At 71.8% G+C, this 14372-nt stretch carries 14 protein-coding genes and 1 riboswitch; of the genes, 12 read left to right on the plus strand and 2 right to left on the minus strand.

The annotated features are described in order from the left end of the window. Positions 1-30: 30 nt before the first annotated feature. The 3 genes from gcvH (at position 31) to ACIG47_RS01230 (ending at position 1378) form a co-directional block, all read left to right on the plus strand. Complete coding sequence (gene gcvH, locus ACIG47_RS01220; RefSeq protein WP_397429280.1) at positions 31-402, plus strand: glycine cleavage system protein GcvH; 372 nt, start codon at positions 31-33, stop codon at positions 400-402. A 187-nt stretch (positions 403-589) separates the two neighbouring features. Continuing rightward, positions 590-814 (plus strand): LuxR C-terminal-related transcriptional regulator, encoded by a 225-nt coding sequence (locus ACIG47_RS01225; RefSeq protein ID WP_397412279.1) that lies wholly within the window; start codon positions 590-592, stop codon positions 812-814. 144 nt (positions 815-958) lie between these two features. Next, positions 959-1378 (plus strand): (deoxy)nucleoside triphosphate pyrophosphohydrolase, encoded by a 420-nt coding sequence (locus ACIG47_RS01230; RefSeq protein ID WP_397429281.1) that lies wholly within the window; start codon positions 959-961, stop codon positions 1376-1378. Here ACIG47_RS01230 and ACIG47_RS01235 read toward each other — a convergent pair whose 3' ends face one another. Beyond that, positions 1379-2194: a 2-phosphosulfolactate phosphatase gene (locus tag ACIG47_RS01235; protein ID WP_397412283.1), complete on the minus strand. Its 816-nt coding sequence runs from the start codon at positions 2192-2194 to the stop codon at positions 1379-1381. A gap of 155 nt (positions 2195-2349) precedes the next feature. Between ACIG47_RS01235 and ACIG47_RS01240 the strand changes: the two genes are divergently transcribed. The 9 genes from ACIG47_RS01240 (at position 2350) to ACIG47_RS01280 (ending at position 13568) form a co-directional block, all read left to right on the plus strand. Then, positions 2350-5952 carry a phosphodiester glycosidase family protein gene (locus ACIG47_RS01240; protein ID WP_397429282.1) on the plus strand — a complete coding sequence of 1201 codons (3603 nt, stop codon included), beginning with the start codon at positions 2350-2352 and terminating at the stop codon, positions 5950-5952. A gap of 10 nt (positions 5953-5962) precedes the next feature. Further along, on the plus strand, positions 5963-6181 hold the full coding sequence (locus ACIG47_RS01245) for a hypothetical protein (protein WP_397412287.1): 219 nt from the start codon (positions 5963-5965) through the stop codon (positions 6179-6181). Between the two features lie 100 nt (positions 6182-6281). Further along, the gene (locus ACIG47_RS01250) at positions 6282-7130 is read left to right on the plus strand and encodes a hypothetical protein (RefSeq protein ID WP_397429283.1); all 849 of its coding nucleotides are present in this window, start codon (positions 6282-6284) and stop codon (positions 7128-7130) included. Positions 7131-7335: 205 nt separating this feature from the next. After that, positions 7336-8580 (plus strand): extracellular solute-binding protein, encoded by a 1245-nt coding sequence (locus ACIG47_RS01255; RefSeq protein ID WP_397412291.1) that lies wholly within the window; start codon positions 7336-7338, stop codon positions 8578-8580. Positions 8581-8593: 13 nt separating this feature from the next. After that, complete coding sequence (locus ACIG47_RS01260) at positions 8594-9469, plus strand: carbohydrate ABC transporter permease (RefSeq protein WP_397412292.1); 876 nt, start codon at positions 8594-8596, stop codon at positions 9467-9469. Continuing rightward, entirely contained in the window at positions 9469-10389 is a 921-nt protein-coding gene (locus ACIG47_RS01265; RefSeq protein ID WP_397412294.1) for a carbohydrate ABC transporter permease, read from the plus strand. The genes ACIG47_RS01260 and ACIG47_RS01265 overlap by 1 nt, the downstream gene beginning before the upstream one ends. 93 nt (positions 10390-10482) lie before the next feature. After that, positions 10483-10588: riboswitch (SAM riboswitch) on the plus strand. Between the two features lie 4 nt (positions 10589-10592). After that, on the plus strand, positions 10593-11537 hold the full coding sequence (locus ACIG47_RS01270; protein WP_397429284.1) for a methylenetetrahydrofolate reductase: 945 nt from the start codon (positions 10593-10595) through the stop codon (positions 11535-11537). Positions 11538-11707: 170 nt separating this feature from the next. Beyond that, positions 11708-12163 carry an Hsp20/alpha crystallin family protein gene (locus ACIG47_RS01275; RefSeq protein ID WP_397429285.1) on the plus strand — a complete coding sequence of 152 codons (456 nt, stop codon included), beginning with the start codon at positions 11708-11710 and terminating at the stop codon, positions 12161-12163. Positions 12164-12350: 187 nt separating this feature from the next. Next, complete coding sequence (locus ACIG47_RS01280) at positions 12351-13568, plus strand: N-acetylmuramoyl-L-alanine amidase (protein WP_397429286.1); 1218 nt, start codon at positions 12351-12353, stop codon at positions 13566-13568. A 73-nt stretch (positions 13569-13641) separates the two neighbouring features. Here the strand turns inward: ACIG47_RS01280 and ACIG47_RS01285 are convergent, their stop codons facing one another. Beyond that, positions 13642-14283: a lysophospholipid acyltransferase family protein gene (locus tag ACIG47_RS01285; protein ID WP_397412302.1), complete on the minus strand. Its 642-nt coding sequence runs from the start codon at positions 14281-14283 to the stop codon at positions 13642-13644. Positions 14284-14372 lie beyond the last annotated feature (89 nt).

The raw sequence follows: 14372 nt of genomic DNA on the forward strand, positions 1-14372 counted from the left end.
CCTCCCTCCTCAGAACCGCAAGGAGCTGTCATGGCCGACTTCCCCGAGAACCTGAAGTACACCACCGAGCACGAATGGCTGGACGGGTCCACCCCTGCCGTCATCGGCGTGACCGACGTCGCGGCCGAGGCGCTCGGCGACGTCGTCTACTTGGAGCTGCCCGAGGTGGGCGCGACCGTCGAGGCCGGCTCCGTGGTGGGCGAGATCGAGTCCACCAAGTCCGTGTCCGAGCTGTACTCCCCGGTCAGCGGGACCGTCGCCGAGGTCAACACCGAGGCCGTGGACAACCCCGAGATCGTGAACGAGGACCCCTACGGCAAGGGCTGGCTCTTCAAGGTCGAGGTGACCGGGACGGGCGAGCTGCTCACCGCCGCCGAGTACGCCGCGCACACCGGGAACTGATCCCGGAGATTCCCTACCGCCCCCGGACCGCCACGGTGCGTGTCCGGGGGCGGCTTGGTCTCGGAACGGTAACGGTCAGATTTCTCTGTCAGAACCGCGTCATGAACCCCATGCAGAGCGCTTTACCTCTTAGCAGCATCCGTAGGCCGGAACCCCAGAACCGGCCGCTGTGTGGAGGAAAAAGATCATGAGCGCGATGACCCTAGACCACCGTGTGCCCAGTCTCACCCGCCGCGAGCGCGTAATCCTGGCGAACCTCAGCGAGGACGCCACGCTCGAGCAGATCGCTCGGCGCCTGTACGTCACCCGCAACACGGTGAAGACGCAGGTCCGCAGCGTCTACCGGAAGCTCGGCGTGTCGTCGCGCGCCGAGGCGATCGCGAAGGCTCACGAGTTCCAGCTCGCCGACTGAGCCGAGACGGAGCCGCCGGCTCAGGCGGACAGGACTTCGGCGACGGCGCCCTCCCCAGAGGCGCCGTCGCCGTGCTGTGTCCGGCCGGTCTCGTCCCTGCGGTGCGCCGCACGCCGGCCCACCGTGGGTGGGAGACTGCTCGGCATGCAGGAGACCCTCATCGACGTGGTCGCCGCGGCGATCGTGGACGACCTCGACCGGCCCACCCGGTTGCTCGCCGCCCGTCGTTCGGCCCCGGCGGCACTCGCCGGCCGGTGGGAGCTGCCCGGCGGCAAGGTGGAGCCGGGTGAGGACCCGCTCGACGCGCTGCACCGTGAGCTCGGTGAGGAGCTCGGCGTGACGGTGTCCGTGGGTGCGGAGCTTCCGGCGTCCGACGGCGGCGCGTGGCCGATCACCGCCACCCACCGGATGCGGGTCTGGTTCGCGACTCCGGTGCGGGGTACGCCCGCGCCGCTCGAGGACCACGACGAGCTGCGCTGGCTCGGCGCCGGCGAGCTGGGCGACGTGCCCTGGCTGGACGGTGACGTCCAGATCATCGAGGCCCTGAGCCGCCACCTCGCCTGATCAGCGGGCGTTCGCCGACACCCGGTTGCGGGCCGCGGCCGCCCGGTGCCCGAGCGGCACGAACGCACCGTCCATCAGCACCGGCACCACGTCCGTGGCGTCCAGGTCGGTGGCGATGGTGACGTCGTCGGCGAACCCGGAGTCGAGCAGCTCCCGGCCGCTCGCGGAACCGCCCACGAAGTCGACCACGTCCTTGGTGCCCTTCCAGAGGGTCGCGGTCGCCGCGGTCTCGGGGGAGATGCTGATGCCGGGCAGCATCGACGTGAGGCGGGCCGCGATCGCTCCGACCGCGAGGTGGTCCTCCAGCGCGGGACGCAGCGTGTCGTCCGGCCACCGCTCACCCACGGGGACCAGCACGACGTCGTGCCGCTCGGACGCGTCCAGGTGCGCGGCCGCGAGCCCGGCCACGGCCTTCGCGTTGCGCAGGCTGCCCGCGACGATCAGGGCGCCCCGGTTGGCGATGGTGTGGCAGATCTGGGCCGCGCCCGGCGACGGGAGCACGAGGCGCTCGGCGTCGAGGTCCTGCAGCGAGGCGGGGGAGATGCTGATGCCCTCCTCCCACCGGGGTCCGGCGAGCGCGGCGCGCATGGTGCGAGCCAGCCGGGCCGCGCCGGCGGGATCGTGGTACGGGAACGGGTAGACCCCCGCGCCCTGTTCGCAGGCGACGGTGACCGTGGTCGAGAAGGAGAGCACGTCCACGACGACCACGAGCGACGAGCGCGCATCGGTGGCAGTGAGGGCGAGCGCGCCGGAGATGCCCCAGTCCGTGCGCACACGGGCAGGACGCTGGTCGAAGGCGGGGGACGTGTTTGCCACGAACGCATCGTAGTGTCACCCGGACTCGCCCCTGTTTCGCGCTCAGCGAACAACGTTGCGGTTCGGGCGCTATTCACACTCCGGCCGCCGGGTCATAACCTCGCCGCGCCACGCTGCCGCAGGACGCTCCCCCGATGCCCCCAGAAGGAACGAGCATGCGACGAGTCATGCCTGCAGCGCCGTCGGCGCTGCCGCGCAATCCCTTGACCAGCGCGTTGACCTGCACAGTTACTGCCGCACTCCTCCTCGGCCCTACGGCGGGTGCCGCCGCGGCGCCGCTCCCCGGCCCCGAGGACGTGCCCCGGTCGAGCGCCGCGCTGGCCGCCCCGGCGCCGTTCGCGAGCACCCCGCTGCCGGCGGGCGGGCCCGCCGAGAATCCCCCGGAAGTCACCCACCTACCGCTCGACGACGAGGGCGACGCGATCGTCACCCGGCGCCAGGAGCAGCGCATCGCGCCCGGCCTGGAGCTCACCCGGTTCGCACGGATCAGTGCCGACGGCTGGCTGAGCGGCGAGGTGCTCGTGGCCGATCTCGCCGCGGACGCTGGGCAGCGCGGAAAGGTGCAGGTCGGCTACGTCGGGCCGGAGCACATCGCCGGCAACGCCACGGTGTCCCAGATGGCCGCCTCGCGCGGCGCCGTGGCCGCCATCAACGGCGACTACTTCGACATCAACAACTCGGGTGCCGCGCTCGGCGCCGCCGTCGACGACGGGACGCTGCTCAAGTCGGCGTCGCCCGGCCGCGAGCGGTCCGTGGCCATCGGGTCGGACGGCGTGGGGCGGCTCGCGCAGCTCTTCCTGGAGGGGTCGGTGCGCTGGGCCGGTGCCGAGGTGCCCGTGAACGGCCTGAACGTCACCGCGCTCCCCGCCGGGGGCGTGGCCGTGTACGACGCCGCGTGGGGCGACTTCACCCGGACCCGTCCGCTCGCGTCCGGCGAGCAGGGCGTCGAGGTGCAGGTAGGTCCGGACGGCACCGTGACCGCCGTCGGGCAGCCGGGCGCAGGACAGCTTCCCGACGGCACGCGTGCCGTCGTGGCCCGCCCCGGTGCGGCGGCCGACGCACTGGCCGGCCTGCGGGCCGGGGACCGGGTGGACGTGGCGTACGGCCTGCGCGAGGACGCGGGCGAGGTCGCCGTCGCGATCGGGGGCGGGACCGAGGACCCCCTGCTGGAGGACGGCGAGGTCACCTCGGCGACCGGCGACCACGTGGAGCTGCGGCACCCGCGGACCGCGATCGGCTTCGACGAGTCGGGCACCCGCGCCTACCTCGTCGTGATCGACGGCCGGCAGACCCACAGCACCGGCATCGACCTCTACGACCTGGGCGAGCTCATGGCCCAGCTCGGTGCCGACGACGCGATCAACCTCGACGGCGGCGGCTCGACCGAGATGGTCGCGCGGTTCCCCGGCGACACGGGCACCACCATCCTGAACAGCCCGTCCGACGGCTACGAGCGCGCCGACGCGAACGGCCTGGGCCTGTTCGTACCCGCCGGCTCCGGCCGCGTCGCGGCCTACGACGTGCGCACCACCGTCCCGGCCGCCGACGCCGGTCGTGTCTTCCCGGGCCTGCACCGCACCCTCACCGGCAAGGGGTACGACGACGTCATGGCGCCGGTCGCCACCGAGCCGTCGTCGTGGCGTGCCCGAGGGTCGGCGGCGTCGGTGCGCGACGGTGTCGTCACGGCACGTCGGCCCGGTACCGCGGTCGTGACCGCCGCATCCCTGAGCCGCTGGGGCCTCGCCACCGGCAGCACGGAGATCGAGGTGCTCGGCGACCTGGTCCGGACCGGGGTGGACACCCCGGTGATCGGGCTGGAGAACGGCGACGCGACCGTACCCCTGGTGCTCACCGGGTACGACGCGCAGGGCTTCTCCGCGCCGGTCGAGGCCCGCGATGTCAGGGTCACCGCGGTCGAGCCGGGTGAGCCCCGGATCGCCGGAGTGCGCGCGACCCGCGAGCCGGTGGCGGAGCTCGTCCCCGCCGCCGACGGCTCCTTCACCGTGCGGGCGCTCGCGGACGTGGGCGCCACGACCTTCGAGCTGTCCGTCCGCGGGCGTGACGGCGAGACCTTCACGACCGAGGTCGCGGTGACCGTGAGCCTGGAGGAGGACGTGGTCGCGGACTTCGCCGACGCGGCCGCCTGGACGTCGGCGCACGACCGCGCCCCGGGCGGTTCGGTTGCCGCCGCGGCCGGGTACGACGGCGCGGCCGGCCTGCGCCTGACCTACGACTTCACGCGGTCCACGGCCACGCGTGGTCAGTACGCCGTGCTGCCGGAGGCCGCGGCGGGCGGGCGTGAGCTGCCCGGCGCGCCGCGGGCCGTGACCCTGTGGGTGGACGGCGACGGGAACGGCGCCTGGCTGCGGCTCCAGGTGCGGCAGGGCGACGGCGTGGTGACGCAGCTCGACGGCCCTGAGGTCACCTGGACCGGCTGGCGGCAGGTCACCTTCCCCGTGCCCGAGGGCGTCGCCTTCCCGCTGCGGTTGCAGCGGGTCCGTGCCCTGGAGACCACGGCGGGCGAGCAGTACGCGGGCGCGCTGACGCTCTCGACGATCGCGGCCCAGGTGCCGCCCGCCGTGGACGCGCCCGAGGTGCCGCGCGTCGAGGACCCGGTCGTCGTGGCCGACGGTGCGACCGACGACGCGCCGCTGCGGGTGGCGGTCATGTCGGACGCCCAGTTCGTCGCGCGCGACCCGGGATCGGGTGCGGTGGCGGGGGCGCGGGACGCACTGTCCGAGATCGTCGCGGCCGAACCTGACCTCCTGGTCATCAACGGCGACCTGGTGGACGAGGCCTCGCCCGAGGACTTCGGCCTCGCCCGGCGCGTGCTCACCGAGGAGCTCGCGGACGCGGACTTCCCCTGGTACTACCTGCCCGGCAACCACGAGGTGATGGGCGGCTCGATCGCCAACTTCGAGGCGGAGTTCGGCGAGCGGACCCGTGTGCTCGACGTGCCCGCGCCCGGCCGGCGCGGCGGCACGACGCGGCTCGTCATGCTCGACTCGTCCTCGGGGCGGCTGGGCACCGACTTCGCGCAGGTCCGGATGCTGCGCGAGGCCCTCGACGACGCCGCGGCCGACCGCGCCGTCACCGGGGTGCTGGTGTTCGCCCACCACCCGCTCGACGACCCGCTGCCCACGAAGGCGAGCCGGCTCACCGACCGGCTGGAGGCGGACACGCTGCGCGGCTGGTTCGAGGACTTCGAGGCGACGTCCGGCAAGTCGATCGCCTCGGTCGGCTCCCACGTGGGCGTGTTCCACGCGAGCACCGAGGACGGCGTGCAGTACCTGGTGAACGGCAACTCGGGCAAGAGCCCGGCCAGTACGCCGGCCGACGGTGGCTTCACCGGGTGGTCGATGCTGGGCGTCCGCCCGGCGCAGGGCACGGCGTCCGGCTCCCGGGATCCGTGGCTGGAGTGGGAGGTCAGCACACGCGCCGAGAACGTCACCGTCACCGGACCGCGGTCGCTCGGGGTCGGTGAGTCGGGGGCGGTCGGCGCCGTCGTGCTGCAGGACGGGACGCGCGAGGTGCCGGTCGCATGGCCGGTCTCCGCGACCTGGGGCGGCGAGGGTGTGTGCGTCACGGACGAGCGGGGCCGGGCCGCCCTGCGGGAGTGCCCGCGCGGTGCGGTGCTCGCCCTCGACCCCGCCACCCACGAGGTGACGGCGCTGCGCTCCGGCGAGGCCACCGTGCGGGTCACGGTCAACGGGCGCGCGGGCGGGCTGGCCGTCACCGTCCCGCGGGCCGGACGGTAGATTTGCCCTCATGAGCAACTTCGAGGTGGCCCGCAGGCAGAAGCAGGAGCCCACGGCGACGCTGGTGGTGCGGTTCGTGGCGTGCTTCGCCCTGTTCCTGGGTGGGTTCGCGCTGATGGCCGTCGGTTCGATCGGTGACTCGGCGTCGTCGCCGTATCTGTTCGTGGGCGGCATCCTGGCCGTCGGGCTCTCGTTCGGGCTGCCGATGATCGGCGCCACGGAGCGCTGAGCCTCAACGTTCCGGTTCTCCCGTCCGTACCGGGTGGTGAGGCCTGACGGCGAGTGATTGCTCGCCGGGACAGGCTCCCTCGACGGACGGGAGAACCGAGATGTCTCAGTACCACCCCACCACGTGGCGCCAGGGCCTGACGGCGTTGGCCGCCGCGGTCGTGCTGCTCGTCACGGCCCTCGTGGTCGCCCCTGCCGCCCAGGCGGCGCTGCCGCTCGTCGATGCGAGCGAACGCGACGGCACGGTCGTCACGACCCGGATGACCGCCGCCGGAGCAACGATCACCGGCAACGCGGCCACCGACAGGATCGAGCCCGTCACGTTCTGGTACGAGCTCGACCTGCGCTGGACCGGCGGCGAGCTGCGGTCGTTCGACGGCGAGGTGACGCTCCAGGGCGTCGGCGCCACGCACGTGCGCCGCTACCCGGTCACCCTCGACGCCGACGGCGACCGGTTCGCGAAGATCCGTCTGCCCAACCGCGTCACCCCCGGCTTCTACGCCGTCGGAATCGAGTACACGGCGGCCGTCGAGCGGCCCGACGGGAAGCTCGTGCTGCACCACGTCGAGGTCGACCGGGCGAAGAAGATCTCGGTCCGGCGCGACGTGCGCTTCCAGGGTGAGATCACCAACCCCAAGGCCACGGACGGGCGGCCTTCGCGGATCACGGGGCAGTTCCAGTGGCTGCGCATCAGCGGCGACGGGGACCTCTCGTGGAGCCCGGTGCGGAACACCACGGTGCGGCTCTACCGCGACCCGGACGGCGTCTTCGAGGACGAGCGCGAGCCGGTGTTCGTGCGCACGCTCACCGCGGGTCCGGGCGGGAACATCTCGACGGTGGTGCCGGCACGGGAGGGGGCCTGGCAGCTGCGGTACGCGGGCAACGCCTGGACGGTCCCGCGGTACGGCGTGATCCTCCAGGGCCGCAGCGGTGGAGGGTGCGGCTGCTGACCGGATCGGCGTCGTCGTCGTCGGGCGGGCGTCGTCGAAGGGGCCGCAGCCGCGTGCTGCGGCCCTTTTCGCTGCCCGCGGTGCGCCCCGCGACGGCTTGATGACCGGTGTGTCACCCGGAGGTCACAGGTTTGTTAGAACCATTGACAGATTACGCGGCCTAGTGAAAACGTGACCTGCACCACCACGAAGGAGAGGGAAGGTCATGGCCCAGTACAAGAGGCTCGGCGGGATCATGGCGATCACGCTGGCCACGGCAACGGGACTCACAGCCTGTGGATTCGGCGGGTCGTCCGGGGAGGAGAGCGGCGGTGCAACGACGCTCGACCTGCTCGTCCCCAGCTACTCCGACGCCACCCAGGGCCTCTGGAACGACGTGATCGCCGGGTTCGAGGAAGAGAACCCGGACATCAAGGTCAACCTCCAGGTGGAGTCCTGGGACAACCTCGAGTCCGTCATCGCCACCAAGATCCAGGGCGGCGACGCACCCGACATCTACAACGGCGGCCCCTTCGCGGGCTTCGCCGAGGACGAGCTGCTGTACCCGGTCGAGGAGGTCACCTCCGAGGAGACCTACGCCGACTTCCAGCCCACGTTCCTCGAGAACGCACAGGTCGGCGGCACCACGTACGGTCTGCCGTTCATCGCGTCGGCCCGTGCGCTCTTCGTCAACGATGCGCTCCTGGAGGAGGCCGGCGCCGAGGTGCCGACCACCTGGGACGAGCTGCTCGAGTCGGCCAAGAAGGTCTCCGAGCTCGGGGGCGGTGTGGCCGGCTACGGCATGCCGCTCGGTTCCGAGGAGGCCCAGGCCGAGGCGGCCGTCTGGCTGTGGGGCGGCGGCGGCTCGTTCGGCGACGCCGAGCAGATCACGATCGACACGCCCGAGAACCTCCCGGGCGCCGAGTTCGTCAAGACGATGATCGACGAGGGCGCCACGCAGGCCGACGCCGGTGCGACCGACCGCAGCCCGCTGTTCGACATCTTCGTGCAGGGCAAGATCGGCATGCAGGTGGGCCTGCCGCCGAGCGTCGGGCAGATCGAGTCCGACAACCCGGACCTGGAGTACTCGATCCACCCCATCCCCACCGAGGACGGCTCGCCGTTCACGCTGGGCGTGGCGGACCACCTCATGGCGTTCCAGAACGACGGCGACAAGCAGGAGGCCATCACCGCCTTCTTCGACTACTTCTACACCGCCGACGTCTACGTGCCGTGGGTCCAGGCCGAGGGCTTCCTGCCCACCACGGTGTCCGGCTCGGAGGAGCTCGCCGACGAGGAGGCGCTCGCGCCATTCCTCGAGGTGCTGCCCGACGCGCAGTTCTACCCGACCACCAACCCCGACTGGAACGCCGCGGACTCCGCGTTCAAGGCGCTCTTCGGCCAGCTCGACAGCACCAAGTCCGCCAAGGACGTCCTGGCCGAGATCCAGGCGCAGGTCGACGCGGGCTGATCGGAAGACTGTCGTGAAGGACCTCGTGAAGGCCCTGCCGTGGATCGGGCCCGCGGTCGCACTCATCGCGGCCGTGGTCCTGTTCCCGGTGGGCCTGATGTTCTGGAACTCGACCCGTGACATCAGCCAGAGCGGTGTCGACGGCGGCGGAGTGGGCCTCGGCAACTTCGCGACCGTGGTCGGCTTCCAGTACTTCTGGCCGATCCTCGGGCGCACCGTGGTGTGGGTGGTGGTGGTCGTCGCGTTCACCCTGCTCGGGTCGCTGGCGATCGCGGCCCTGCTGAACAAGGCGTTCCCGGGCCGCCGGCTGGTGCGCATGGCCGTCATCGTGCCGTGGGCCTCCAGCGTGGTCATGACCACGCTGGTGGTGCACTACGGGCTCGAGCCGTACTTCGGCATCATCAACTCGTTCCTCGTGGACGTGGGGCTGATCAGCACGCCGGAGGGCTACGGCTGGACCCGGCACCCGGGCACGGCCTTCGCGTGGGCCATGGCGGTGGCGGTGTTCGTGTCGCTGCCGTTCACGACGTACACGATCCTGGCCGGCCTGCAGACGGTGCCCGGCGAGACCGTCGAGGCCGCGCGGATCGACGGCGCCGGCGGGCTGCGCACCTACTTCAGCGTGGTACTGCCGCAGCTGCGGGGCGCGATCTCCGTGGCGGTGCTGATCAACATCATCAACGTGTTCAACTCGCTGCCCATCCTGCGCGTCATGACCGGGTCCATCCCCGGGTACGACGCCGACACCGTGATGACCATGATCTTCAAGTACATGCAGAACCAGCGGCAGATCGACCTGGCGAGCGCGCTGTCCGTCATCGCGTTCCTCGTGGTCATCGGCATCGTGGCCGTCTACGTGCGGGTCGTGCGCCCGCTGGAGGAGGTCTGATGGCGGCGCTCACGGAGACGGCCACGACACGGCGTGCGGCCACCCCGCCGCCGTCCGGAGGGCGGCGGGTGCGCAAGTACACCGCCGACCAGGTGCCGCTCGGGTCGTTGCTGCTGCGGATGCTGGCCGGGCTCGTGGTGCTGACGGTGTTCCTGCTGCCGTACCTCATCATGTTCTTCGGCTCGGTGAAGACCAAGGCGGAGATCCGGTCGGTCGACCCGACCTACTTCCCCACGGAGTGGCACTGGGAGAACTACGCCACGATGTGGTCGACGCCCGAGACGCCGCTGCTGCAGAACCTGATCTCCACCCTGGTGATCTCGTTGTGCGCCACGCTGCTGGTGCTCGCGGTGGCACTGCCCGCGTCCTACTACACGGCGCGGTTCCGCTTCCCCGGGCGGCTCGTGTTCCTGTTCCTCGTGATCGTGACCCAGATGGTGCAGCCCGCGGTGCTGACGTCGGGCCTGTTCCGGCAGTTCATCACGTGGGGGATCCTCGACACCTGGGCCGCCATGATCCTGGTGAACGCGGCGTTCAACCTGTCGTTCGCCGTCTGGATCATGCACAGCTTCTTCGCGGGCATCCCGAAGGAGGTGGACGAGGCGGCGCAGCTCGACGGCGCGGGCACCTTCGCCGTGCTGACCAGGATCAACCTGCCGCTCGTCTGGCCGGGGATCGTGACGGCCGTGGTGTTCACGTTCGTCGCGTCCTGGAACGAGTTCGCGGCCTCGCTCGTGCTGCTCACCACGGCGGGCAACCAGCCGCTGTCCGTGGCGCTGACCAAGTTCGTGGGTCAGTACGAGACGTCGTGGCACTACGTGTTCGGCGTCTCCGTCGTGGCGATCGTGCCCGTGGTGATCCTGTTCATGATCATCGAGAAGCGCCTGGTGGGCGGCCTGGTGGCCGGTTCCGTGAAGTAGCGGGCGGCCCGGTCCACGCGGGGTGGACCGGGCCGTCTCGCCCGTCGGACGAATTCTGTCCCATTGCTGGACGACCGCTTAGCATGGTAGCGAACCCCATCCAGAGCGGTCGAGAGTCCTGGCTCCCTGACACCGCAGCAACCTGCCGACCCGCCGCGGTGCGAGGGAGGCAAGGTGCTCACGCCAGGTTCGATGGAGCAGCCATGGTCGCCGAGGTACCCACGCACCGCCCCACCGTCTCGTTCGAGCTGATGCCGCCGCGCCGGCCGGAAGCGGCCCCGAACTTCTGGGAGACGGCCGAGCGGCTGGTGGGCGCGCGGCCGGACTTCGTGTCCGTCACGTACGGTGCGGGCGGGGGCGACCGGGCGACGTCGCGCGAGGTGCTCGCCACGCTGCTGCGGGGTACGCCTGTGCTGCCGGTGGCCCACCTGACCTGCGTGGGCGCGTCCCGGGAGGACGTCTCCGAGGTGATCGAGGAGTTCCTCGAGGCCGGGGTCCGCTCGTTCCTGGCCCTGCGCGGCGACCCGCCGCGCGACGAGCCCGACTGGGTGCCGCCGTCGGACGGCGTGCGGTCCAGCGTCGACCTGGTCCGGCTGCTGCGCCAGGTCGACGAGCGCCGCTGCGCCGCGGACGCCAGCGCCGCGCTGCGCTCGGCCGCCCGCCCGCTCGCGATCGCCGTGGCGACGTTCCCGGACGGCAACCCGGGTGCGGGCACCACGCGCGAGCAGGAGGTGCGGCGGCTCCTGGAGAAGCAGGAGGCGGGTGCGAGCTTCGCGATCACCCAGTTCTTCTACCGCGCCGACTCCTACACCGGGTTCGTCGACGCGGCCCGCGCGGCCGGCGTCACCATCCCGATCCTGGCCGGTCTGCTGCCCACCACGGAGGCGCGCCGGCTGCGCCGCGTCGAGGAGCTCACGGGCGTGGCCGCGCCGTCGGGCCTGCTGCGGGACCTCGACCGGCTCACGGCACCGGACGGCTCCGTCGATGCCGAGGCCCAGCACGAGCACGGCGTGCGCTACTCGGCGGCGCTCGCGCGCGAGGTGCTCGACGCCGGGGCGCCGGGCCTGCACGTGTACACCTTCAACAAGCACCGCCCGGCCCTGGACCTGCTGGACCGCGTCGGACTGACGGGCCGCGCTGCCGCCTGAGGGCGCCGTGCGACCCGCCGTTCCGGTCGCCGCGACACGACCGGACAGGGCTTGGCACTCTCGGGGTGAGAGTGCCAGAATTGGGCTGTAGCCAGGCGGCGGTCCAGGCCGTCGCCGATCGCGCGGCCCTGGAAGGGCCAGGGCCGCATCGTCGTAGGAGGTGGTGCGCGATGGCTACCTACTGGGACCCGTTCCAGGAGATGGACCGGCTGTTCAGCTCGTTCGCGAGCAACGCCCGACAGTCCGGCGCCATGCCGATGGACCTCTTCCGCACGGGTGACCACTACGTCCTGTCGATGGATCTGCCCGGCGTCGACCCCGGCACCATCGACGTCTCGGTCGAGGACCGCACCCTCACCGTGCGGGCCGAACGCACCCAGCGGTCCGACGCCGACGCGCAGTGGCTGGTGCGCGAGCGGTCCACGGGCACGTTCGCCCGGCAGCTCACGGTCGGCCGCGGTCTCGCGCTCGACAGGATCTCGGCCTCGTACGCCGACGGCGTGCTCTCCCTGACGATCCCCGTGAGCGAGGACGCGAAGCCCCGCAAGATCGAGGTGGCGCACGCGGCGGGCTCGACGCCCATCGGCCAGGGTTCGTCCGAGAGCCACCAGACGATCGAGTCCTGAGAGCCCCGACCCGGGCGCCGGGACACGCCGGTCCCCTCCACACCGGCGTGCTCCCGGCGCCCGGTCGGCGCGCGGCCTATAGCGTGCGCTGATGTACCGGATGTGATGTATCGGGGAGCTGTGCGGTCGGCCGATACTACGGATGAAATCGGCACGTTCCAGCGCGACCGACCCGTGGAGGCAACCCGTGCACGACCACGTCCCCAGCTCCACCGATCACCATGACCACGACCACGCCGCACTCGACCGGCGTGACCTGCTGCGCGGCGCCGTCGTGCTCGGCATCGGCGCCGCGGGCGCGACCGTGGCCGCAGCCGCCCCGGCCGCCGCGGCGCCCCTGTCCGGCGGGGCGGCGGCCGTCCGGTCCGGCGACGCCCCGCCGTCCCTGGCGCCCGACCCCGACGCCCCGGCCGACGCGCCCGCAGGAGCACTGGCGGGTGTCGAGGTCGCCGCGCCGACCATCGCGAGCTGCGCCACCTGGGGCGCGGCGGCGGCCCGGGGCACCATCGACACCGTCTCGACCAACCCGAACAAGATCCTGATCCACCACACCGCATCGGCCAACGTCACCGACTACTCGCAGGCCGCCGGGTACCAGATCGCGCGGGACATCCAGCAGTGGCACTTCGCCAACGGCTGGGTGGACACCGGGCAGCACCTCACGGTGAGCCGCGGCGGGTACGTGATGGAGGGCCGGCACGGCTCGCTGTCCCGGCTGCAGAACGGCAGCGGCATGGTGGTGGGTGCGCACGCCCCCGGCCAGAACAGTCAGGCGATCGGCATCGAGAACCAGGGCACCTACACCAGCGCGACGCCGCCCGCGCAGCTCTGGAGTCGACTGGTGGAGCTGTGCGCGTACATCTGCGACCAGTACGGGATCGCGCCCACCCAGATCTACGGGCACCGGGACTACACGGCCACGGCCTGCCCGGGGGACGTCCTCTACTCGATGCTGCCGCAGCTCCGTTCCGAGGTGGCCGCGGCGCTGTCCGGCACGAGCTGGTCCGTGATCGTCGACAACACGTCCGCGGGCTTCTCCGCGGGCTCCTCGTGGCTCACGTCCTCGTTCTCGGGCGAGCGGTACGGCGCCGACTACCGCTATGCGACGCCGGCCGAGGTGAGCGACCTCGCGACGTTCTCGGCGACCATCCCGTCGAACGGCTCCTACCGGGTCGAGGCCTGGTTCCCCGGTATCGCCGGGTACAACACGTCGACGCCGTTCATCGTCTACACCGGCACCGGGTCCTCGACCGTCCGCGTGGACCAGTCCACGGGCGGCGGCGCCTGGCTCTCGCTCGGCACCTACGCGATGACGGCGGGCACCCGCACGGTCGTCGCCGTCAGCCGCTGGACCCAGGGCACGGCATACGTGGTCGCGGACGCGATCCGGATCACCCGCCTCTGACCCCGCACGTGTCAGGCCCGCGGGTCACCCAGGTGACCCGCGGGCCGGACGCATTCGGGAGCCACGTGGCAGCTCAGTCCGCGCGCTCCTGGCCGCTCATCGCCTGGATCGACTGCATGACCTGTTCCGTCAGCTCGCGCCGGGCCTGCGCGGGCTTGGTGCCGGCTGCGATCTGGCGGGACGGGTCGATCGGCGGCCCGAAGTGCACCTCGACGCGCGCCAGGCGCGGCATCTTGCCGATGGGCTTGACCTTGTCGGTGCCCAGGAGCGCCACGGGGACGACGGGCGCCTTGCCGGTCAGGGCCAGCCAGGCGACGCCCGTGTGCCCCTTGTGCAGCTTGCCGTCACGGGAGCGCGTGCCCTCGGGGTAGATGCCGAAGGCGCCGCCACGCTGGAGCACGGCCAGCGCGTCCTCGAGCGAACGCTGCCCGGCGCGCGGGTCGTCGCGCTGCACGGGGATGTCGCCCATCTTGGTGAAGAACCAGCGGGAGAACCGGCCCTTGATGCCCTTGCCGGTCCAGTACTCGGCCTTGGCCAGGAAGGCCACGTGGCGCGGCGCCATGATCGGGATCAGCAACGAGTCGATGAACGACAGGTGGTTGCTCGCGAGGATCACGGCGCCCTGCTTCGGGATGTTGTGCAGGCCGGTGACGCGCGGGCGCAGAAGCACGAGCACGAGCAGCGAGAGGATCAGCTTGAGGAACCGGTACGTCACCGGCCTATTGTGCACCTCTCAAGCGCCTCTGTGGACGAGGTGATATGTGGTGAAAAAGACTAAAGAGAACTGCAAGGTGCCGTGTCAGA

It is taken from the genome of Promicromonospora sp. NPDC052451, assembly GCF_044547525.1.
GTDB lineage: Bacteria > Actinomycetota > Actinomycetes > Actinomycetales > Cellulomonadaceae > Promicromonospora.